18 protein-coding genes are annotated in these 21,030 nt (G+C 72.1%); 7 read left to right on the top strand and 11 right to left on the bottom strand.

What is annotated here, in order from left to right; translation table 11 throughout:
- Positions 1-141: 141 nt before the first annotated feature.
- From F9C11_RS22955 to F9C11_RS22920, 8 genes are all read right to left on the bottom strand, one after another.
- Positions 142-2,067: a peptidoglycan D,D-transpeptidase FtsI family protein gene (locus F9C11_RS22955; RefSeq protein ID WP_409179413.1), complete on the bottom strand. Its 1,926-nt coding sequence runs from the start codon at positions 2,065-2,067 to the stop codon at positions 142-144.
- Positions 2,067-2,717 carry a hypothetical protein gene (locus F9C11_RS22950; protein WP_409179412.1) on the bottom strand — a complete coding sequence of 217 codons (651 nt, stop codon included), beginning with the start codon at positions 2,715-2,717 and terminating at the stop codon, positions 2,067-2,069. The genes F9C11_RS22955 and F9C11_RS22950 overlap by 1 nt, the downstream gene beginning before the upstream one ends.
- A complete protein-coding gene (gene rsmH, locus F9C11_RS22945; protein ID WP_409179411.1) occupies positions 2,714-3,670 on the bottom strand; it encodes a 16S rRNA (cytosine(1402)-N(4))-methyltransferase RsmH in 957 nt (318 codons plus the stop codon). Before rsmH ends, F9C11_RS22950 begins: the two co-directional genes overlap by 4 nt.
- 192 nt (positions 3,671-3,862) lie before the next feature.
- Complete coding sequence (mraZ, locus tag F9C11_RS22940; protein ID WP_009080393.1) at positions 3,863-4,294, bottom strand: division/cell wall cluster transcriptional repressor MraZ; 432 nt, start codon at positions 4,292-4,294, stop codon at positions 3,863-3,865.
- A 543-nt stretch (positions 4,295-4,837) separates the two neighbouring features.
- Positions 4,838-5,536, bottom strand: coding sequence for an ESX secretion-associated protein EspG (locus tag F9C11_RS22935; RefSeq protein WP_409179410.1), 699 nt, complete (start codon positions 5,534-5,536; stop codon positions 4,838-4,840).
- Positions 5,533-6,102, bottom strand: a complete 570-nt coding sequence (locus F9C11_RS22930; protein WP_409179409.1) for a PE-PGRS family protein — start codon at positions 6,100-6,102, stop codon at positions 5,533-5,535. The genes F9C11_RS22935 and F9C11_RS22930 overlap by 4 nt, the downstream gene beginning before the upstream one ends.
- Positions 6,103-6,124: 22 nt before the next feature.
- Positions 6,125-6,658 (bottom strand): DUF3558 domain-containing protein, encoded by a 534-nt coding sequence (locus F9C11_RS22925; RefSeq protein ID WP_409179408.1) that lies wholly within the window; start codon positions 6,656-6,658, stop codon positions 6,125-6,127.
- Complete coding sequence (locus tag F9C11_RS22920) at positions 6,651-7,016, bottom strand: hypothetical protein (RefSeq protein ID WP_409179407.1); 366 nt, start codon at positions 7,014-7,016, stop codon at positions 6,651-6,653. The genes F9C11_RS22925 and F9C11_RS22920 overlap by 8 nt, the downstream gene beginning before the upstream one ends.
- A 264-nt stretch (positions 7,017-7,280) precedes the next feature.
- Between F9C11_RS22920 and F9C11_RS22915 the strand changes: the two genes are divergently transcribed.
- The 3 genes from F9C11_RS22915 to F9C11_RS22905 all read left to right on the top strand — a co-directional run bounded on the left by F9C11_RS22915 (position 7,281) and on the right by F9C11_RS22905 (position 12,284).
- Positions 7,281-8,345: an AAA family ATPase gene (locus F9C11_RS22915; RefSeq protein WP_409179406.1), complete on the top strand. Its 1,065-nt coding sequence runs from the start codon at positions 7,281-7,283 to the stop codon at positions 8,343-8,345.
- 32 nt (positions 8,346-8,377) lie between these two features.
- Positions 8,378-9,649, top strand: a complete 1,272-nt coding sequence (locus tag F9C11_RS22910) for a DUF58 domain-containing protein (protein WP_409179405.1) — start codon at positions 8,378-8,380, stop codon at positions 9,647-9,649.
- 76 nt (positions 9,650-9,725) lie between these two features.
- On the top strand, positions 9,726-12,284 hold the full coding sequence (locus tag F9C11_RS22905) for a transglutaminaseTgpA domain-containing protein (protein ID WP_409179404.1): 2,559 nt from the start codon (positions 9,726-9,728) through the stop codon (positions 12,282-12,284).
- An 858-nt stretch (positions 12,285-13,142) separates the two neighbouring features.
- Here F9C11_RS22905 and F9C11_RS22900 read toward each other — a convergent pair.
- From F9C11_RS22900 to F9C11_RS22890, 3 genes are all read right to left on the bottom strand, one after another.
- Entirely contained in the window at positions 13,143-13,547 is a 405-nt protein-coding gene (locus F9C11_RS22900) for a DUF3040 domain-containing protein (RefSeq protein ID WP_409179403.1), read from the bottom strand.
- A 938-nt stretch (positions 13,548-14,485) separates the two neighbouring features.
- A complete protein-coding gene (gene dinB / locus F9C11_RS22895; RefSeq protein WP_409186954.1) occupies positions 14,486-15,703 on the bottom strand; it encodes a DNA polymerase IV in 1,218 nt (405 codons plus the stop codon).
- A gap of 291 nt (positions 15,704-15,994) precedes the next feature.
- On the bottom strand, positions 15,995-16,720 hold the full coding sequence (locus F9C11_RS22890) for a methyltransferase domain-containing protein (RefSeq protein WP_409179402.1): 726 nt from the start codon (positions 16,718-16,720) through the stop codon (positions 15,995-15,997).
- A gap of 112 nt (positions 16,721-16,832) precedes the next feature.
- On the opposite strand from F9C11_RS22890, the gene F9C11_RS22885 reads away from it, so the two are divergent.
- The 4 genes from F9C11_RS22885 (at position 16,833) to F9C11_RS22870 (ending at position 20,980) form a co-directional block, all read left to right on the top strand.
- Positions 16,833-17,684: a ParA family protein gene (locus tag F9C11_RS22885; RefSeq protein WP_409179401.1), complete on the top strand. Its 852-nt coding sequence runs from the start codon at positions 16,833-16,835 to the stop codon at positions 17,682-17,684.
- A 3-nt stretch (positions 17,685-17,687) separates the two neighbouring features.
- Positions 17,688-18,506 (top strand): DNA-formamidopyrimidine glycosylase family protein, encoded by an 819-nt coding sequence (locus F9C11_RS22880; protein ID WP_409179400.1) that lies wholly within the window; start codon positions 17,688-17,690, stop codon positions 18,504-18,506.
- A 349-nt stretch (positions 18,507-18,855) separates the two neighbouring features.
- The gene (locus F9C11_RS22875) at positions 18,856-19,428 is read left to right on the top strand and encodes a GNAT family N-acetyltransferase (protein ID WP_409179399.1); all 573 of its coding nucleotides are present in this window, start codon (positions 18,856-18,858) and stop codon (positions 19,426-19,428) included.
- Between the two features lie 526 nt (positions 19,429-19,954).
- Positions 19,955-20,980: a quinone-dependent dihydroorotate dehydrogenase gene (locus F9C11_RS22870; protein ID WP_409179398.1), complete on the top strand. Its 1,026-nt coding sequence runs from the start codon at positions 19,955-19,957 to the stop codon at positions 20,978-20,980.
- Positions 20,981-21,030: the final 50 nt, after the last annotated feature.

The following is a 21,030-nucleotide window of genomic DNA, read 5'->3' as shown; positions in this document are numbered from 1 at the left end:
TCCTCGTGTCCCGCAAAGAAAACGAGTCCCCCGCGTCGGCCGGAACGCGACCCGGTGCTCCAGCTCAGCAGCCGCCTGTGCCGCAACTGCGGGCGCCCCGAACGCGTCGTCCGGGACGCCCGCGCTGCTGCCGGAAAAGAATCAGGGCAGGACCAGGGGAACGACCGGGGCCGGGCCGTCCGACAGCGGGATCTGGTAGCGCTGCGACAGGTACGACGCGACGGTGTGGAACAGCGGCCCCGCCGAGTGCCCGAAGCCCGAGGGCAGCGTGGTGTCCGGCGCGTCGAGCCGGATGCCGACCACGAAGCGCGGGTGGTCGGCGGGCAGGATGCCGGCGAAGGTGATGTTCGCCAGGCTCGAGCTGTAGGCCTTGGTGCGCGGGTCGATCTGCTGGCCGGTGCCGGTCTTGCCGGAGACCTGGTAGCCCTCCAGCCCGGCCGAGGGCGCGGTGCCCGCGTTCGGGCTCTTCGCGTTCTGCACCACCGCGCGCAGCATGTCCCGCACCGTTTTCGCGGTTTCCGGGCTCACCACGCGCTCGGTCTTCGGCGGTGCCTCCGGCGTCACGGTGCCGTCCGGGTTCTTCTTCGCCTTCACGATCCGCGGTTCGACGCGCAGGCCGTCGTTGGCGATCGCCTGGTACATCCCGGCCATCTGCACCACGGTCATCGACAGGCCCTGCCCGATCGGCAGGTTGCCGAACGTGGACGCCGACCAGTCCTCGCGAGGCGGGACGTACCCGGAGCTCTCGCCGGGGAGGCCGATGCCGGTCTTCTGCCCGATGCCGAACTTCTTCAGCAGCTCGAGGTACCGGTCCGGGCCGACCTGCTGCGCGAGTTCCAGCGTGCCGACGTTGGAGGACTTCGCGAACACGCCGGTGGTGGTGAACGTCTGCGTGCCGTGCTGCCACGCGTCGTGCACCGTCCGGTCGGCGACCTTGATCGAGCCCGGCACCTGCAGCGTCGAGGTCGGCGTGGCGATCTTCTCGTCGATCGCCGCGGTCGCGGTGACCACCTTGTTCACCGAACCGGGTTCGTACGGCGTGGTGACCGGCCGGTTGTTGAGCAGGTCGGGCTTGAGCGTGGACGGGTCGTTCGGGTTGAACGTGCTGGAGTCGGCCAGCGCGTACACCTCGCCCGTCTTCGCGTCCATGATGACCGCCTGGCCGCCCTTGGCGTTCGCCTTCGCCACGTAGTCGCTCAGCTGGCGCTGCAGTTCGAACTGCAGGTCGGAATCTATGGTCAGCTGGAGATCGGAGCCCGGGACGGCGGCGGTGAGCACGTGTTCGGTGCCCGGCAGGTACAGGTTGTCGTTGCCGTTCTGGGTGTTCACGATCTCGCGGCCGGGCGTGCCGGCCAGGTCCGCGTCGCGCGACTTCTCCAGCCCGACCACGCCGTGCAGGTTGTGCTTCGACACGTCGGGGTCGTCCATCCGCCAGTTCGACAGGCCGACGATGTTCGACGCGAGCGTGTCGCCCGGGTACTCGCGCTTGGCGCGCTTCTCCACGCTGATCCACGCGTACTTCTTGACGATCTGGTCGGCCACCGACGGCTCGACGTTGTCGACGAGGTAGGTGAAGGACTGCTGTTTGTGCAGCAGCGCCAGCTGTTCGGCCTCGGTCGTGAGGTGCGGGACCTTCTGCGCGATCAGCTTCGCCGCGCCGGCGACCTCGGTTTCGAAGGTGCGGCCCTTGTCCGGGTACTTCTTCGCGTACTCGTCCATCGTCTTGTGCAGCGCCCGCAGGTTCACCGACAGCGTGCGGGTTTCCACGCTGAACGCCAGTTTCGCCCCGTTGCGGTCCACAATGGACCCGCGCTGCGCCGGGATGTCGATGGTGAGCGTGCGCTGCCGTTCGGCCGCCGCGGACAGCGCGGGGGCCTCGAACCACTGCACCTGCACCAGTTTCGCGCCCGCCACCACCATCAGCACGACGAGCATGATGCGCACCGCGGAAAACCGGCTGCGCTGCCCGCCGTTGCCCCGTTTCGCGACCGCGCGGCGGGTGCCCGCGGCGTAAGTCCGCCGCGCGCTGCCCGCCGCCCGGGAACGGCTGTTGCCGCCTGCCGCCATCACTGTCCTCCCGCGGTCCCCGCCGTCACGTCGCCTTCGATGCCGCCCTCCGGCGGAGCGACCGGCTGCTGCGCCGGGGGCGCGACCGGTTCCTGCTGCTCGTCCGGCTCGGCCTTCTTCGGTTCGCCGACGACGGTCGTCTTGCCGTCCTTGCCGACGACGATGCGCGCCGGGTCGCCGCCGGGCACCATGCCCAGCTGCTTGGCCGCGGGCGCGAGCGACGCCGGCGACTGGGCCTTCGCGACCTCGCGCTCCAGCCGGTCCTTCGTCTCCATCAGCGAAGCGCTGTCCGTGCGCAGTTTTTCGAGCCGGTAGGAATCGGCGATCGCCTGCGTGGTGAACCACAGCGTCGCGGCGACCCCGACCGCCAGCAGCCCCATCATCACGAGCACGAACGACGCGCGCGACCGCGGCCAGCGCAGCTTGAACCGCGCGCGCACGGTCTTCGTCTCGACGGTTTCCGGTTCCGCCACCGGCTTCTTCGGCGCGCGCTGCCGCAGCAGGTCGGCCCGCTGCGCCCGCCGGGCGTAGGCCCGCTCGGCCGCCGTCGTGCGCCGCCGTGCCGGAGCGTCCGTCTCGGCGACGGTGTTCCGCGGTGCCCGCTCCGCAGCGGTCGACGACGAGCGGCGGGACTTCGTGGGTGCGGTCATCGCGGCTCTCCGATCCGTTGTGCTGCGCGCAGCCGCACCGAGGCGGCCCGCGGGTTGTGCTCGATCTCGCTCTCGCCGGCTTTCTCCGCTCCCCGGGTGAGGAGCTTCAGTTCCGGCCCGTGCCCGGGCAGTTCGACCGGAAGCCCTTCCGGCGTCCGGGATTTCGCCCGTTCCGCGAGCGCCTGCTTGACCAGCCGGTCCTCGAGGGACTGGTACGACTCGACGACGATCCGGCCGTTCATCGCCAGCGCGCCCAGCGCCGCGGGCATCGCCCGGCGCAGCACTTCCAGCTCGCCGTTGACCTCGATCCGCAGCGCCTGGAAGGTGCGCTTCGCCGGATGCCCGCCGGTGCGCCTGCTCGCCGCGGGCACCGCGGAGTAGAGCAGTTCGACCAGCCGGCCGCTGCGGGTGAACGGTTCCTTCTCCCGCTCCGCCACCACGGCGCGGACGATCCGCTGCGCGAAGCGCTCTTCGCCGTAGTCGCGCAGGATCCGGATCAGCTCGCCGGGCGCGTAGGTGTTGAGCACGTCGGCCGCGGTGAACCCGGTGGTCGGGTCCATCCGCATGTCCAGCGGCGCGTCCTGCGAGTAGGCGAACCCGCGTTCGGCGCGGTCGAGCTGCATCGAGGAGACGCCGAGGTCGAACAGGATTCCGTCCACTCGGGACAGTCCCAGCCCGGCCACCGCTTCGGGCAGCCCGTCGTAGACCGTGTGCACGAGGTCGACGCGGTCGCCGTGCCGCGCGAGCCGCTCCGCGGAGCGCTCGAGCGCGGCGGGATCGCGGTCCAGGCCGATCAGCCGGAGCCGGGGGAACGCGGTCAGCAGCGCGTCGGAGTGGCCGCCGAGGCCGACGGTCGCGTCGACCAAGACGGCGTCGCGCCCTTCCAGCGCGGGGGCGAACAGCTCGACGATGCGGTCCAGCAGCACCGGAACGTGCTCGGCTGCGTCCGCCATGTCCTCCCCCTTTCTGCCGCGTGCGTAACCGGGGAAGATGCGGCGGATGCCGTCAGGTCCCTGCCCGCCCGCTTGCTGACCTGGCACCGGGGAAGGTGCGCCAGGGTCAATGAGCGGACAGAGGCCTCACGGCATCCGCGTCGAACGGCGTACCCGCGTCCCCCGACGACGCAGGTGCGCCCGGGGCGTCCCCTAGAAGACGCCCGGCAGTACTTCCTCCCGAGCCTGTGCGTAGCTGTCCTCGTGTTCGTCCAGGTAGCCCTGCCACGCCTGGGCGTCCCAGATCTCGAGCCGGGTGATCGCGCCGATCACCACGCACTCCTTGTTGAGCCCCGCGTACCGGCGCAGCTCCGGCGCGATGGCGACGCGCCCTTGCCCGTCCGGACGCTGCTCGTCCGTCCCGGCGAACAGGTAGCGCTGGTAGGCCCGCACCGCCTCGTTCGTGAACGGGGCTTCGGCGACCTTCCTGGCCATCTGCTCGAACTCGGCACGGGGGAAGACGAAGAGGCAGTGGTCCTGCCCCTTGGTGACCATCAGCCCGCCGGCCAAGGCTTCGCGGAACTTCGCGGGCAGCGTGAGCCGCCCTTTGTCGTCCAGCTTCGGGGTGTGGGTGCCGAGGAACACCGGCCTCCACCTCCCTACCGGATCCGGTTGGCTCCCCGCCCGGTTCCGGCTCGGGGGCTCCCTTCCGCCCCACTGCGCACCACCGTACCCCACTTTTCACCACAGTCAACGCGTCGCGCGGCCGTGCCACTCCGTCGGGTGGCGCGTTTGCGCAGGTCACGGAGGTGGGTCCAGGTGGGGGCTCGGTGGGGGGACCGTGGCGAAGATCCCCCGCACCGGGGTCTGCCGCAACCTCGGAAGGCCTGAAACGTCCGCGTTTCGGCAGCGCGGGGACCAGGAGTGGGGACTGGTGGGGGAACCGGTGGGGGCCGGTGGGGAGGCGGGTGGAGCGGGGTGGGGAGCCGCGGTGGGGCCGGGTGGGGACAGCTGGCGCGGCACCCGGTGGGGGCGGGTGGGGAGCCGCGGTGGGGCCGGGTGGGGAACCGCAGTGGGGGCCGGTGGGGACAGCTGGCGCGGCGCGCGGTGGGCCGGGTGGGGAATCGCCGTGGGGCCGAGTGGGGAACCGTCCGCTTGCGGCGCCGGCGCCGTCCACTTCGGACCGGGTCAGCCGGGAACCAGCTCCATCACCCGCTCGGCCAGCCGGGCACTGTCCACTGGGGACACCGTCACCCATTCCGCTCCGCCGCGCCCCGGCGAGCACACCGCCGAATAGGCCCCGGCGTCCGTGTCGAACCACGTCAGCCCGCCGGCGCGGGCCAGTTTGCCCGCGCGGTCGCGGACGTGGACGGTGAACTGGCCCGCCGCGTACACCGGCCGGGACTGGATCGCCCGCAGCTCCTCCCCCTGCGCGCCGCCGGGCGGCTCCCCCGCCGCGGGCAGCCGGACGCCGTAGCCGGGACCGGCCGACAGTTCGGGCAGCACGTCGACGATCGCCGACGCGAGTTCGCTCTCTCCGATGTCGCGCACGCCGATGGTCCGCGCCGGCTGCACGGCCAGCACCGCGTTCCGGCCGCGGAGCGCGGCGACCGCGCGGAACGGTTCGTCGGCGGTCATGTCGGCGAGCGCCTCGCACTCCACGTACCGGTCCGCGGACGCCAGCACGCGCAGGCTGTTCTCCAGCGCGGCGTCGAGACGGCCGTCGAACAGGCCGCGCTCGCCGAGGTTCCGGTAGACCTCCGCGCGGATCGCGGACCGGTCGGCGTCGGTCTCCCCCACGCTGCGCACCGCCAGCGGCGCGGGCGGGGCGGCCAGGCCGAGGTCGGCCCAGACGATGTCGAACGCGGACGCCGACAGGCTGATCAAGCCGGCCCCGCGCCGAGCGGCGGGACCGCGGGGAATTCGCCTTCGGGCAGGAGGCCGCGCAACGCCGTGTCCCGGGTGCGCAGGACGTCGATCGCCTTCTGCCGGGCGGCCTCGGCTTCGGCGCGCCGCTCGTCCATCTCGGACGACAGCCCGGCCAGCCGCACCAGGCTCCCGCTCGCCGCGGCGGACCGGATCATCGCCGCCGGGTCGAAGTCCACCGGCGCGGGCATGTCGGCGCGCGCCCGGGCGGCGATCTCGGCCTGTCCCTGCACGGCCTCCCCGACCCTCGCCGACACCACCGACGTTTCGGCCAGCCAGCCGGAGGCCGTGCCGAGCACCTTCCGCATCGCGTCGCCGGCGTCGCCCTGCCAGGTTTCCTCGCTGCCCGCCGACAGCGCGACCAGCCCGCCGATCGACTCCTCGAGCCGCCGCGCCAGCCCGGCCCACCGCGCCCCCGCCTCGCCGGCCGCGGCCGGGTCGTTGCCCTCGACCGCCTGCGCGGCGAGCGCCGCGTGGCTGAACGCTTCGTACCGGGCCGTCGGCTCGGGGGCCGGGGTGTCGGTCACGACTTTCCTCCTCGCACGGGGTTCACGGCAGCTTCGGCTCGACCAGGCCGGCCACGTCGCCCGCCCGCGAGCAGGCGAGCGCGGAGTCGGCGAAGTTCGCGTTGGCGACGTCGACCTGCACGCTCTGCGCGCCGCCCACGTCGAGCAGCACCGCGCACGTGCCGCGGCGGCCGGACACCTGCACCGCCTGGTGCGAGCCGACGTCCTTCTTGGTGCGCTTGCCGTCGGAGAGGTCGAGGTTGGCCAGCCCGTTGGTCTCGTCGAGGGTGACGGTGACGCCGAAGACCGAGGGCGCCGTCCAGTCGCAGGCCCGGGCCTCGCCGATCGTCTTCGGCTTGCCCTGCCCGGTGAGCCCGGCCGACGACCGGTCCTGCGGCGAAAGCAGCGCGCACGGGTCGAGCTTGGCCAGCGAAGGAGCGGAGGACGTCGGCGGCGGGCCGCCGTCCGCGGGGGCGGCGTGCGAGAGGCCGGGCATCCGGCCGCACGAGACCAGCGGCAGCACGGCCAGCCCGGCGAGGGAAAGGAGCGCGGCGCGCGCCGCGAGACGGTCAGCCACCGGTGCAGTCCACGCCCTCGGCGGCTTCGCCGTCCTGGTCGCGGTATTTCTCGAGAGCGCCGCCGATGCGGGTCTTCAGCCCGGCGATTTCCTTCCCGAACGCGGTGAGCCGGTCGACCGCCGAGCCGTCGCGGCCGAGGCCGTACTTCGCCATGAACGCGCCGACCTCGCCCGCGTACCCGCCGCCGAGCGGCACCGACCGGCCGAGCACCGCGGCCTCGCGGACCATCTCGCCGACGACGTCCTGCAGTTCGCCGAGCTTCGCGTACGTCGCGGACGCCAGCTCGGGCGTGACCGCGAACCGGCCGCCGGACAGCCCCGGGAGCCCGGCTTTCCGTTCCGCCTCGGCCTCGCTCATGCGCGGATGCACCTCTTCCGACGTCGAACCGTGGTCGGGCGACTTCGTTTCGGAGCATACGACAGTGCATACGGTCAGCGGGATCACCTGAAAATGCCTCATAATCACCCGTAAGAAGGAGTGCTGAGGTGGCTGGGCGTCACCATGAAACGATCTCGGGGTTCCGCCGCCCCGTTCTCCCGGGTTTGACACACTGGGGAGAACGCTGGACAGGCGCGCATCCCCGCCGGTTGCCGTCCAGCCATTGCGCCACCAGGAGGTCGAGTGACGTCGAGAATCCAGTCCGCTTCCCCCGCCGGCCCGCACGGCAACGGGTCCGGACAGCCGCCGTACCCGGCGGTCGAGTCCGCGGACGGGCTGGCGCGGGTCCCGGCGGCCGGGCTCGGCGAACTGCACGACACCGCGCGCCGGATCGCCGCGAACGTCGAGCGCGTCCTCGTCGGCAAGCCGGACGTCATCCGGATCGCGCTGGTGACCCTCCTGGCCGAGGGCCACCTGCTCGTCGAGGACGTGCCGGGCGTCGGCAAGACCTCGCTCGCCAAGGCGCTCGCGCGCTCGATCGACTGCACCGTCAGCCGCGTGCAGTTCACGCCCGACCTGCTGCCCAGCGACGTCACCGGCGTCTCCATCTACAACCGGCAGACCGGCGAGTTCGAGTTCCGGCCCGGCCCGGTGTTCGCGAACATCGTGGTCGGCGACGAGATCAACCGGGCCTCGCCGAAGACGCAGTCCGCGCTGCTGGAGTGCATGGAAGAGCACCAGGTCACGGTCGACACGAGCACCTACCCGCTCGGCGCGCCGTTCATGGTGATCGCGACGCAGAACCCGATCGAGATGGAGGGCACCTACGCGCTGCCCGAGGCCCAGCGCGACCGGTTCACCGCGCGGGTGTCCATCGGCTACCCCGACCAGCAGGCCGAACTGGCCATGGTCGACGAGCATTCCGGGCACAATCCGCTCGCGGACCTGGCCCCGGTGTCCGACGGCGAGACCATGCTTCGGCTGATCGAGACCGTCCGCGGCGTGCACATCGCGCCGGAGGTCCGCCGGTACGCCGTCGACGTCGTGTCCGCGACCCGGCAGGTGCCGGAGATCCGGCTCGGCGCCTCGCCGCGCGCGACGCTGCACCTGGTCCGGGCCGCGCGGGCGCAGGCCGCGCTGTCCGGGCGCGACTACGTGGTGCCCGACGACCTGCACACGGTCGCGGTGCCCGTGCTGGCGCACCGGCTCGTGCTCACCACCGAGGCGCACGCCGCCCGCCGTTCGGCGACCGACGTGGTCCGCGCGGTGCTGCACCGCGTCCCCGTCCCCCAGGGCTCGGCCCGCTGAGGCGCGTCCCGCTACCCCGTTAGGGAATCCGCATGCTGCGCGCGCTTTCCGGCCTCACCACCCGAGGCCGCTGCCTCCTCGCCGCCGGGATCGCGGCCGCGGTGTGCTCGCTGGTGCTCAACGAACGCGACCTGCTGCGGGTCGCGGTGTTCGTGGTCGCCCTGCCGCTGCTGGTCGCCGCCTACATCTCGGCCACCCGGCTGCGCCTGGGCGCCGCGCGTTCCCTGCGCCCGGACCGGGTCGCGGCGGGCTCGGCCGGCGAGGTCGACCTGGAGCTGTGGCGCAGCGGGCGGCTGCCCGGCGGCGAGGTGCTGCTGGAGGACGGCGTGCCGTACGCGCTGGGCTCGCGCCCGCGGTTCGTGGTCGAACGGCTGCCGCACGACCGGCGCGTGCTGCTGCGGTACCCGCTGCGGCCGGGCCTGCGCGGGATCCAGCAGGTCGGCCCGCTGCGCGCGACGATCACCGACCCGTTCGGGCTGTGCGAGTTCGAACGGGAGCTGATCGGCCATTCGCGGCTGGTCGTCGTGCCGCGCGTGGTCCCGCTGTGGGGGCTGCCCGGCGGCGGCGGGGCCGGGGCGGGCGACGACGGGAGCGTCCGGCTGCATTCCGGGCAGGGCGAACCGGACGTGATCGTGCGGCACTACCGCACCGGCGACGACATGCGGAAGGTCCACTGGCGCTCGACCGCGCGCCGCGACGAGATCATGGTCCGCATCGAGGAACGGCCCTGGCGCGGCGGCACGACAGTGTTGCTGGACCACCGCGCGGCCGCGCACCACGGGAGCGGGCCGGCGGCGAGCCTGGAGTGGGCGGTGTCGTTCGCCGCGTCGGTGTCGCTGCATCTGCGGCGGACCGGCCACCGGGTCCGGCTGGTGACCGAACACGGCATCTCGCTGGCCGACTCCCCCGCCGACGGCGGCGAGGGCTACGACAACCTGGTGCTCGACGCGCTGGCCGCGCTCCAGCCCGCGCACCAGCGAGACGTGACGCTCGGCCACGATCCGGCCGAGGGACAGGAACTGATCGCGATCCTGGGCACGGTGAGCGCGGAATCGGTGCACGAGCTGACGCGGTTCCGGGCGCGCGGCGTGCGCAGTCTCGCCGTCCTGCTGGACACCCCGGCCTGGGCGGGTTCGGCCTCGCCGGAGCACCTCGCCGCGGCGACCGAGGAATCGGCGGAGCTGCTGCGCGGGGCCGGCTGGGGCGTCGTGGTGGCCGGTCCTTCGACGCCGATGCCCGAGGTGTGGGGGCTGCTGTGCCGCGCGGGCACCCACCGGTCGACGGTGATCGGCGGCACGCGATGAGCCCGCTGACCACCGTCGTGCGCGGCAATCCCGGTTCTAACCGGGATTGCCGCTCACGAGCACGCAAGGGGAACCGATGACCACCACCGCTCCCCGCCCGACCGGCGCGCCGCCGATCCCGCACACCCCGACGCCGCAGCCGACCGAACCCCCGCCCGCGTGGCGGAGCAGCGTCCTGCCGCCGGTCGCCGCCGGGCTCGCGACGCTGTGCGCGGCCACCTCGCTGACCAGCGTCGTCTCCGGCTGGGCCTGGTTCGGGTACCTCGTCGTGGCCGTCGTGCTCGTCGCCGGGACCGGGCTGGCGCTGCGCTCGCTGCGCGCGCCGACCGTCGTCGCCGGGTTCGGGCAGCTGCTCGTGCTGCTGTTCCTGATCACCGGGGCGTTCACGACGCAGGGCGTGCTCACGATTTTCCCGGGTCCGACCGCGTTCGGCGAACTGCGGGCCACGCTCGCCGCGGCGGCCGAGCAGATCCGGATCGGGCTGCCGCCGGTCGACAGCACCCAGCCGATCCTGTGCCTGGTCACGATCGCGGTCGGCCTGGTCGCGGTGCTGGTCGACACGCTCGCCGTCGCCGCCGCGGCGCCCGCGGCGACCGGGCTCGTGCTGCTGTGCGTGTACGCGGTGCCCGCGGCGCTGTCGGACGAACTGATGCCGTGGTGGACCTTCGTGCTCGGCGCGGGAGCCTTCGCGTGCCTGCTCGCGCTCGACGGCAACCACCGGCACCGCCGCTGGCGCAACCGCGACGCGCCCGGGTCCGGCGGCGCGCTGCGGCTCCTGCAGGCCCCGGTGGCCGTCGTCAGCTCGGCGATCGTGCTCGGCCTGCTGGGCGGCGGGATCACCATGGTCGGCACCGTCGGCAAGATCCCGTTCGGCTCCGGCCCGGGCGGCGACGGCGACGGGACCGGCGGTTTCGGCATCGCGCCGTTCACGCAGCTGCGCGGGCTGCTCGACCAGGGCCAGAACACCGAGCTGTTCCAGGTCCGCGGCCTCGGCCCGGACCGGCGGCTGCTGCGCGCGTTCACCTTGGACACCTACACCCCGAACAAGGGCTGGGGCCTGCGCGCCGGCGGCCAGGCGCAGACCGGCGTGCTCGCGAACAGCACCCTGCCCGCCGCGCCCGGCGACGACGGCACCGGAGTGTCGCGGCAGATCCAGATCCAGCCGACGCGCTGGGTCGACAACTGGCTCCCGATCTACGGCGCCCCGCGCGCGCTCCGGGGCGTGCCGCCGCAGTGGCTGTACGACCGGGTCAGCGGCTCGGTGTTCACCACGACGAGCGAACCGGCCCCGACGTACGTGGAAACCGCGTCGCTGAAGGAGCCGACCGCGGCGGAACTGCGGGAGGCCGCGCCGAAATCCGACGAGGTCCCCGCGCTGTACACGCGGATCGGCCAGGTCGACCGGCGGGTCGCGGCGCTCACCGAACAGCTCACCGCGGGCAAGTCGAACAACTTCGACCGGGCGACCGCGCTGTGGCAGTACTTCAGCGCGCAGAACGGTTTCGTCTACGACACGAAGACCGCGGACGCCACCGACGCCGACGCTCTCGCCGACTTCATCCTCAAGGGGAAACGGGGCTACTGCGAGCAATACGCGTCGGCGATGGCGGTGATGCTGCGGGTCGCGCACATCCCCGCGCGCGTCGCGATCGGCTTCACTCCCGGCGTGTCCAAGGGCGACTACCAGTCGATCAGCTCGCAGGACGCGCACGCGTGGGTCGAGGCGTACTTCGGGGACAAGGGCTGGGTCAGCTTCGACCCGACCCCGCTCGCCGACGGCCGCGGCATCGTCCCGCCGTACCTGCAGCAGAACACCCAGAACCCGCGGCAGTCCAACGCGACCGACGACGTGCCGACGGCCCCGCGTTCGGCCTCCCCGTCCACCGGCGCGCCGGCCGACAAGACCCACGACCAGGCGACGCCCGCCGCCCCGGTCGACACCACTCCGGACGACAGCTGGCTGACCTGGCTCGCGCTGGCCCTGGCCGTGCTGGGCGTCGCTGCCGTGGCCACGTCGTATTTCCTGCGCCGCCGCCCCCGTCCGGGCCTGGCCCCGTCCGGTGTGCCGCCGGGCACCACGCCGGACGGAAATGTCCTGGTCAGAACCCCGGTCGCCGCTCCGACTCCGGTGCGCCTGGCCGTATTGTGGCTGCCGCTGACCGGAGCCGTCCTGCTGGTAGCCGCGCTGGGCCTGCTGGCCGGAACAGTGTCGTGGTGGTTGGCCGCGGTCGTCGTTCTGGTTCTCGCCGCGCTCGGAGGCCCCGCCGCGCTCCGGGACCTGACGCGCCGCCGCCACCTCCAGACCATCGCGACGCACGCCCCCCACGCGGCCGACGCGGCGTGGCGCGAGCTGAAAGCGGAATGCGCGGACCGGGATGTACCGATCTCCGACAGCGACACGGTCCGGGTGGCCGGCGGGAAGATCGCGGAACGGCACCGCCTGGACGACCAGGGCCGGGAGGCTCTGCGGACGGTGCTGGGCGCGGTGGAACGCAGCTGGTACAGCGACGAGGCGGAACCGGACCCGACGCTGGAGCCCGCCTTCGGGCAACTGCGAGAAAGCCTGCGGCAGACCGCCCCGCTGTCGCTGCGGGGCCGGTTGTTCCCACGCTCGGTGCTTCGCCGACGGCAGTGAGTTTCCCCAGGGCCGGGCGGCAGTTTCCGGACAGGTCTGAACTGCCGCGTGGTGCCCGGATCTGGCTGGGGGATCGCCGACCGTTGCCGGGATTTCCGCCGGGCGACCCTCGCCGCGGGAAGCCCAGCACGGTCCGCGCGGCCGCGACCTCACCCCGCCCAGCTGGCTGCCGGAAACCACGAATGGGTGCGGCAATGTCCGGACTCTGCCCGGCCGAGTGCCGCAGCGGTCGAATTGATCTGCGATCGCCGCGCAACGCCGCAACCGGTGCCGCGGCTGGTTTCGGCTCGCGTTGCTCGCCAAAGCTCGGGCCAGGGATCTTTGTCCCGCTTAGCGGTTCGGTCCGGGCCCGCGCACGAGAAATCCGGTGCCGTGGCTCGCTCGCTTCATCGCAGCGGGCGGGTCAGACACACGTCGACGCTCGGCCAGGGCACGAGCCAGGGATCCGTACCTCCCACCACGCGGCGCAGTCCAGACCCGCGCACGAGAAAACCGGTTCCGCAGCTCGCTCGCTTCATCGCAGCGGGCGGGTCAGACACACGTCGACGCCCGGCCAAGGCGGATCCATATCCCCGCCAAGCGGTTCGGCCCAGGCCCGCGCAACGGGGATCCGCGCAACGGCGGAACCGGTGCCGCGCTCTGGCTCACGGAGCAGGCGCGCGTTGTCGCTCGCCGAGGCATGGGTCAATGGTTCGCGCCCCACCGAGCGGTTCCGGCACCGCGCACGGAAAATCCGCGCAACGGCGGCTCCCCAAAGCTCGGGTCAGGGACCCGGGTCCCGCCAAGCGGTGCAGTCCGGGCCCGCGCACGAGAATCCGCGCTCCGCCCCTAGGGGAGAAGCGCGGATTCGCCGTCGTGCTATTGGCCTTCGAAGCGCTGGCGGAAACGTTCCTCCATGCGCTGCGTGAAGGAGCTCTTGCGGCCGGTCGGCTTCCCCCCGCCTCCTCCGTCGTCATGGCTGTTCGCACCGCCGCTGTCGCTGTGGCGCAGCGACGTCACGGCCATCATGACCCCGAAGAACATCACGAGGAACCCGAGCACGCTGACCACCGGCACGTCGGCGACCCGCAACACCGGGATCACCACACCGAGCACCAGCAGCGCAACGCCCACCACGAACAGGGCGATCCCCTGGATGCGCCGACGGCGCGCGGGTCGGCGCAACCGGGTGCCACGCACCGTGGATGCGAACTTGGGGTCCTCGGCATAGAGCTCGCGCTCGATCTGGTCGAGCAGCCGCTGCTCATGCTCGGAGAGTGGCATCTTTCCTCCTCCGGCACAGCTGTCGCGGGCGCCGGGCCGCGCAACGTCCTGGACCCAACAGCCAACCCCAGGCGGGGTGGCACTGTCCAGGATACGAGCCCCGCGCTCGTCCGACTACCCGATCCCCGATCCGGAAATGATCGAATCGGGGGAAATCCCGCACAACGCAGGTTGACAGTGCGTCACCGCGACCGAAGTCACCCCCTTCGGCGCAGTCCAGGCCGCCGCGCCGCCCCGTCGGCCTCCCCCGGGCGGGGTCCCTCGTCACGGAGAGAAACCGGCTTCGCGCCGACCACCCGCCCTGCCGACACCCCGTCCGGGACGATCTTCCGCCGATCGATACCGTCCGCCATTCATTCACCCAATGCCCGCCGAGATCGGCAATCCCACACCCCGAGACCAGCCCGGAGCCCGCTAACTCAGCGCGACCGCCGAACCCCTGTTCCGGACTCCGCCCGACCGCCCTCGCATCGGACACCGGCTGCCGGCGAGCCGCTCGTCCCGGCGAACCGGCCCCGCCAGAAGCGCCCTAGCCGGACCGCGGCTGACAGCGACGCTCAGCCGCGCGGTCCCCCTACTGCCCGGCGAACCCACGCGGCGCGAGGACAGCATCGGCCAGACGCCGAGCGCACGTCACGAGGCACCCGCCCGGCCACCTGCCAACCCATCAACCCCACGGCGGAAGGCACAGCAGCAGCAGCCAGCCGCCGGACACAGCGGGCGGAGTCATTTGAGGTCGCGCCCAGCACGCAATTCCACGCCACCACCAGCGACCCCGCAGCTCCACGCCGCCAGCAACCCGCAGCTCCACCCCACCGCCGCCCCTCCCCAGCGCAAAGAGCAGCATCAGGCACACACCGAGCAGGCATCGCGAACCACCGCCCGGCCGCACCCGGCAACGATGCCGAGACCGCCCAGCACCACGATCCGCCCCGGCCTCACCCCTCCCGCGGAGAAAGCAGCGAGGCGGGCCGGATCGCTGCCGAGCCGAACTTCAGTCTTGCCACGTCTGCGGCTACCTCCGCGTCGCGCCAGCGGGGCTCGTCGTTCTCGAACGACAGCTGCTCCCCTTCGTCGCCGGTGTCCAGGCCCTCCACGCGCACCCCGATCAGCCGGACCGCTCCCGTCGGCGCGTGTTCGGTCAGCAGCTCTACCGCCGTGCGGTGGATGTCGCGGGCCACGTCCGTCGCCGAGAGCACCGTGCGTGCTCGGGTGATCGTGCGGAAATCGGCGAACCGCACCTTGATCGACACCGTCCTCCCGCGCAGTCCGCGCGATCGCAGCGTCGCCCCGACCCGTTCGGACAGGCGCAGCAGTTCCAGACTCAGCTCGTCGCGGTTCAGGACGTCGACGTCGAAGGTGTGCTCGGCTCCGATCGACTTCTCCGCCGACTCCGGTTCCACCGCCCGGTCGTCATGGCCGTTCGCCAGCGCCCACAGGTGATCCCCCGCCGCCCGGCCGACCGCGCGCCGCAGCCGGGCGGGCGGGGTGGCGGCGACGTCCGCGATCGTGTGCCAGCCGTGCTGGCGCAGCTGTTCCTCGGTCCGCTTCCCGACGCCCCACAGCGCCGACACCGGCAGCGGGTGCAGGAAATCGAGCGTCTCGGCTGCGGGGACGATCACCATCCCGTCCGGTTTCGCCATCCCCGAGGCGAGTTTCGCCACGAATTTGACCTTCGCGACGCCGACCGAGCACGAAATCCCGTGCTCCGCCTGCACCCGCTCCCTGATCCGCGCCCCCAGCACGCCCGGCGTGGTCCCCAGCCGCCGCAGCGCGCCTCCCACGTCCAGGAAGGCCTCGTCCAGGCTCAGCGGCTCGACCAGCGGCGTCAGCTGCCGGAAAATCCCCATCACGCCGCGCGACACCTCGCCGTACAGCCCGGGCGTCGGCTGAATGCAGACGAGCTGCGGGCAGAGCCGCTTGGCCGTGGCGAACGGCATGGCCGAGCGCACGCCGTAGCGCCGCGCCGGATAGCTCGCCGCGGCGACGACCGAGCGCGGGCCGCCGCCGGACACGACGACCGGCCGGCCCGCCAGCTCCGGGCGCGTGCGCAGTTCGCACGACACGAAGAAGGCGTCCATGTCCACGTGAAGAATCGAGCAGCCGGTGTCGTCCGGCAGCTCGGTCGCGCCCGTGGTGACGCGGTAGCGGGCCATCCCGCTCGGCAGTTCGGCGTTTCTCCCCACGCCTCCGGACGCTACCCGCTGCCACCGACAATTCCGGGCGCTCGGGCATCGGCGACCACGCTTACGGGTGGTTCCGGCCCTCGCCAGGGCGGTTATCGCGGCACCGAAGAGCGAAAGTCCGTCGCGCGATCAGGTGCAACCGGCCCGCCACGTCGCGCAGCTCAGGCAACCACCGAAACACTCAGCCGGCCCCACGTCCCCGACCATGCGTACGAGTGGCACAGCCCCGCCTAGGCAGTCATTGCAACAGCGAAGAACGGATCAACCCCGCCGCGCGATCGCGTGCAACCGGCCCGCCACGTCGCGCAGCGCGGGCACCGCCGAGGCGCTCAGCTCGAACTCCGCCAGTTCGTCCTCGCGGACCCCGCCCGGCACGACGTCGGAGATCACCCGGTCGCCCTGCAGCAGCGTGACCTCCAGGCCAGCGGCCACGAGCGAGTCGGTCAGCCCGGCGCTGTCGTACCGGCGCAGTACGGTGTCCCCAGCGACGATGCCCTCCGGCGCCTCCATCAGCTGCTGTGCCTCGGAGATCCGGCCGGCCAGCGCGCGATGCAGCACGGCCGCGGTGCGGTTGGCCACCAGCACCGACACGGCGCCGCCCGGCGAGACCGCCGCGGCGAGCGCGTCGAGCACCGCGCGCGGGTCGTCCACGACCTCCAGCAGGCCGTGCGCCAGCACCAGGTCCGCGGACCCGGCCTGGACGTGCGCGGCGAGCGCGTCGGAGTCGTCGGCGATCACCGTGATGCGGCCGGAGACGCCCTCCTCCTCGGCGCGGCGGCGCAGCGTCGCGAGCGCGTTCGGGTTCGGTTCGACCACGGTGACCAGGCAGCCGGCCGAGGCGAACGGCACCGCCCAGCCGCCGCTTCCGCCGCCGACGTCGACGACGACCGGCTGCTCCACGCCGCGGGCGCGGGCGGCCCGCAGTTCGGCCTCGAGCGCCCGGCGAACAGCGCCCGAACCCCGGGCGGCCACGGTGTCGGTCTTCATGGCCGACAGGGTAATGGCCGCCGGTCACTTGCCGTGACCCGCGTGGGCGCCGCAGCGGCGTTCGCCACCTTCCGGGCTACCGCCCCGGCCGACGGCCCGTAGGCTGTGTCGAGTGCACACGGTCGCCGTTCTCAGCCTCAAGGGTGGTGTCGGCAAAACGACGGTCGCGCTCGGTATCGCGTCGGCCGCGCTGCGTAGGGGAACCCGCACGCTCGTAGCCGACCTCGACCCGCAGGGCAACGCCACCACCTCGCTCGACCCGCCGTTCACCGACGCGACGCTCGCCGATGTCCTCGAGACGCCCGCGCGGGCCGTCCTCGAACGCGCGATCGCGCCCAGCGTCTGGAGCGAGGAGATCGACGTGCTGGTCGGCGCCGAGGAGCTGGAGTCGCTCAACGAGCCCGACTCCGACGGCCGCCGCCTGGAAAACCTCTCCCGCGCGCTCGACGAGCTGCATCAGCATCCGCTGCGCGAGGAACCGTACGAGCTGGCGATCATCGACTGCCCGCCGTCGCTCGGCCGGCTCACCAAATCGGCGCTCGTGGCCGCGGACAGCGCGCTCATTGTGACCGAACCCACAATGTATGCGGTCGCCGGCGCGCAGCGCGCGCTCGAGGCGATCGAACGGATCCGCGAGGACGCCAATCCATCCCTGCGGCCGATCGGCGTGCTGGTGAACAAGCTGCGCGTGCGGTCCTACGAGCACCAGTTCCGGGTCGCGGAGCTGCGCGAGAACTTCGGCTCGCTGGTGATGCCGACGGCGATCCCGGACCGGCTCGCGGTGCAGCAGGCCCAGGGCGCGTGCAGCCCGATCCACGAGTGGCATTCCCCTGGCGCACAGGAGATCGCGCTGACCTTCAACATGGTCCTCGCCAAGATCCTGCGCTCCAACCGCGCCGGACGGCACCGCGTGCGCGCCGAGGAGGAAGCGGCGCAGGCGGAAGTGCCGGAAACCGCGGGCTGACCCGTGCCCGAGGGCGACACCGTATTCCTGGCCGGCAAGCTGCTCGACCGCGCGCTCGCGGGGAAAACGTTGGTGCGCGGCGAATTCCGGCACCCCGAACTGGCCACCGTGGACCTCGCGGGCCGGGAGGTGCACGGCGTCGGAACCGTCGGCAAGCATCTCTTCACCCGCTTCTCCGGCGACCTGACGCTGCACAGCCATCTGCGGATGGACGGCTCGTGGAAGATCCAGCCCGCGGGCGCGAAGTGGCCGATGCCCGCCCATCACGCGCGCGTCGTGCTGATGACCGAGGACGTCCAGGCGATCGGTTTCCGCTTGCACGACCTCAAACTGCTGCCCACCGCCGAGGAACACACTCTCGTCGGCCACCTTGGCCCGGACCTGCTGGATCCACAGTGGACGGACGAGCACGCCGCGCTGGCCGCCGCCAACCTGGCCGCGAAACCGGACCGCGAACTCGGCGACGCGCTGCTGGACCAACGCGTCCTGGCCGGCGTCGGCAACCTGTACAAATGCGAGATCTCTTTCCTGCTGGGGGTTTCCCCGTGGACCCCGGTGTCCGAAGTGGACCCGGCACGCGCGGTGGCGCTCGCCAGGAAACTGCTCGTCGCCAACGCGTGGCGGCACGAACAAGCCACCACCGGCGACCTCCGCCGCGGCCGCCGGACCTGGGTCTACGAACGCACCCGCCAGGGCTGTTTCCGCTGCGGCGGCCCGCTGCTGGTGCGCCAGCAGGGCGACGGCCAGTACCAGCGCCCGACCTGGTGCTGCCCGCGCTGCCAGCCCGGCCCCGTCCCGGCCGGCGGACCGCCGGGCAAATGATGTTGCCGGACCGAGAGGTTCGCGGTTAGCGTGGCAGTACACGAGAGAGGAGGTGGTCCTAAGTTGTATTCACACAGGACTCGTGAGGTGGCTGTCCGCTAGCGGATGGCACGTGTTGGGACTTTGAGCAGCGATACAACAAGAGCCACCTTCGGCTCATCGCCTGCTTCACGTGCTGCCTGCTGACGAATACCAGGCAGTCACCGGGTTCCCGGGGTTCTCGAGCACCGGTCCGGCTCGAGCCTGGACGCTGACGGCGTCCAGGAGGCGCCCCGGGAATTTCCCTGTCCGCGCCCGGCGAGCACCGCGGCGGTTCCTGCGGAGCCGCGGAAGTCGCTAGGCTGGGAGGATGCTCAGGCCGGACTACCCGATCAGCACCGAACGCCTGCTCCTCCGCCCGTTCCGGGACGACGATCTCGATGCCCTGAACTCGTTCCAGTCCCGCGCGGACGTCGTCCGCTACCTGTACTGGGGACCGCGAAGCCGCGCGGAATCCGCGGCCGCGCTGGCGAAGCGCGTGCACAGCTCGACGTTGTCGGAGGAGGGCCAGTTCCTCGCCGTCGCAGTGGAACTCGCCGAAACGGGACAGCTCATCGGCGACCTCAACCTCGAATACCTCAGCGCGGAACACCGCCAAGGCGAGATCGGCTTCGTCTTCCACCCCGACCACCACGGAAAAGGGCTGGCGCTGGAAGCAACGCGCGAAGTCCTGCGCCTCGGCTTCGAGGAACTGGGCCTGCACCGGATCGTCGGCCGCTGCGACGGCCGCAACACCGCGTCGGCCGCACTGATGGAGCGCCTGGGCATGCGACAGGAAGCACGCCTGCGGGAAAACGAGATCGTCAAGGGCGAATGGACCGACGAACTGGTCTACGCCATGCTGGAAGACGAGTGGAAAGCCGGGGCTTCGCGGAGGAACTGATCCCCCGGGCATCCGGTCGATCCGCGGTGCGAGCCGGAATGGTTCGCACACCCGGCCAACTCTGGCTTTCCGCACGCCTCACCACACCGGCACCCACCTTGGAGACGGACCACCTTGCAGTGAGGGCCACCTCCAGGGACTCCGAGTTCCCCTCCCGACCCCGCCAAGGCCCGTGAGGAAATCTCGCACGCGGAGCGTCCCCTTCACGGACCCGGATGCCCTCACAGCTCTTCAAACCCTGAAACCGCCGCCGATGCACAAAAACATCGAGGCACCCAGCCCCTCCCCCGCACCCCGATACGAAGCCTCCCTGCGGGCGGTGGGTGCTTGTCAAGGCATCTTTCCCGCCTTGACAAGCACCCACCGCCCGTCAGCACAATCAAGCTTCGGGGTGCCCCACGCAACCCACAACCGGCAATGTCGCCCCCCAGGGCGACGAGCCGAAGACCCCCCCCGACGCGACCCAAACCACACCAACCCAAGCCACCCCAAGCGCCCCCACCAGACATACGGCAGCATGAACCCCGTGCTCTTCGACAGGATCGTCCGCCCAGCGATGTACCGGCTCGCCTACCACGACCCCGAGGCGGTCCACGAACGCACCGTCGCCCTCCTGAGCCGAGCCGGAACCGCCCTCCGCCCGATCTCGAAGCTGTACCGCACCGAAGACCCCACCACCGTCCTGGGCCTGACCTTCCCCAACAAAATCGGCCTGGCCGCGGGCATGGACAAAAACGGCCGCGCCCTCCACGCCTGGCCCGCCCTGGGCTTCGGCTTCGTCGAGGTGGGCACCGTCACCCGCCACCCCCAGCCGGGCAACCCCAAACCCCGCCTCTACAGCCTCCCGGCCACCGACGCGGTCATCAACCGCATGGGCTTCAACAACGACGGCGCCCAAGCCCTGGCCGACCGCCTGGCCGCGCACGGAAAACCCGCGGTCCCGCTGGGAATCAGCATCGGCAAGTCCAAGGTGACGCCGCTGGACGAGGCGGTCGAGGACTACCGCTTCTCCCTCCGCGCCCTCCACCCCTACGCGGACTACTTCGCGATCAACGTCAGCTCCCCCAACACCCCCGGTCTCCGTGCGCTGCAAGACAAAGCCGCGCTGGCCGAACTCCTCGCCGAACTCCGCAAGACCGGCGCCGAGCTGGGCGGCAACACCCCGTTGCTGGTCAAGGTCGCCCCCGACCTCACCGACGACGCCCTCGCCGAACTCCTCGAAGTCTGCCTGGACCACGGCGTCGCCGGAATCATCGCGACCAACACGACCCTCTCCCGCGAAGGCATCGCCCCTTCCGAAGCCGCGCTGGCGGCGGAAACCGGCGGACTCTCCGGCCGCCCGCTGACTCAGCGCTCGGCCGAAGTCGTGCGCTTCGTCCACGAAAAGACCGAGGGCAAGCTACCCATCATCGGCGTAGGCGGCATCCTCGGCCCGGACGACGCCCGCCGCATGCTCGACGCCGGCGCCAGCCTCGTCCAGCTCTACACCGGCTTCGCCCTGCACGGCCCAGGCCTGGTCCGCCGCGTCGGCATGGGACTCGCCGCCCGGTAACCCGCGCCGCCCGAAGACGCGGTGCTGCCCTCGAACCCGGCCAGGGAATC

The sequence above is a fragment of the Amycolatopsis sp. VS8301801F10 genome (genome assembly GCF_046195355.1).
Classification (GTDB): domain Bacteria; phylum Actinomycetota; class Actinomycetes; order Mycobacteriales; family Pseudonocardiaceae; genus Amycolatopsis.
Note: the sequence above shows the minus strand (reverse complement) of the source record. Positions and strands in the feature narration are given on the sequence as shown.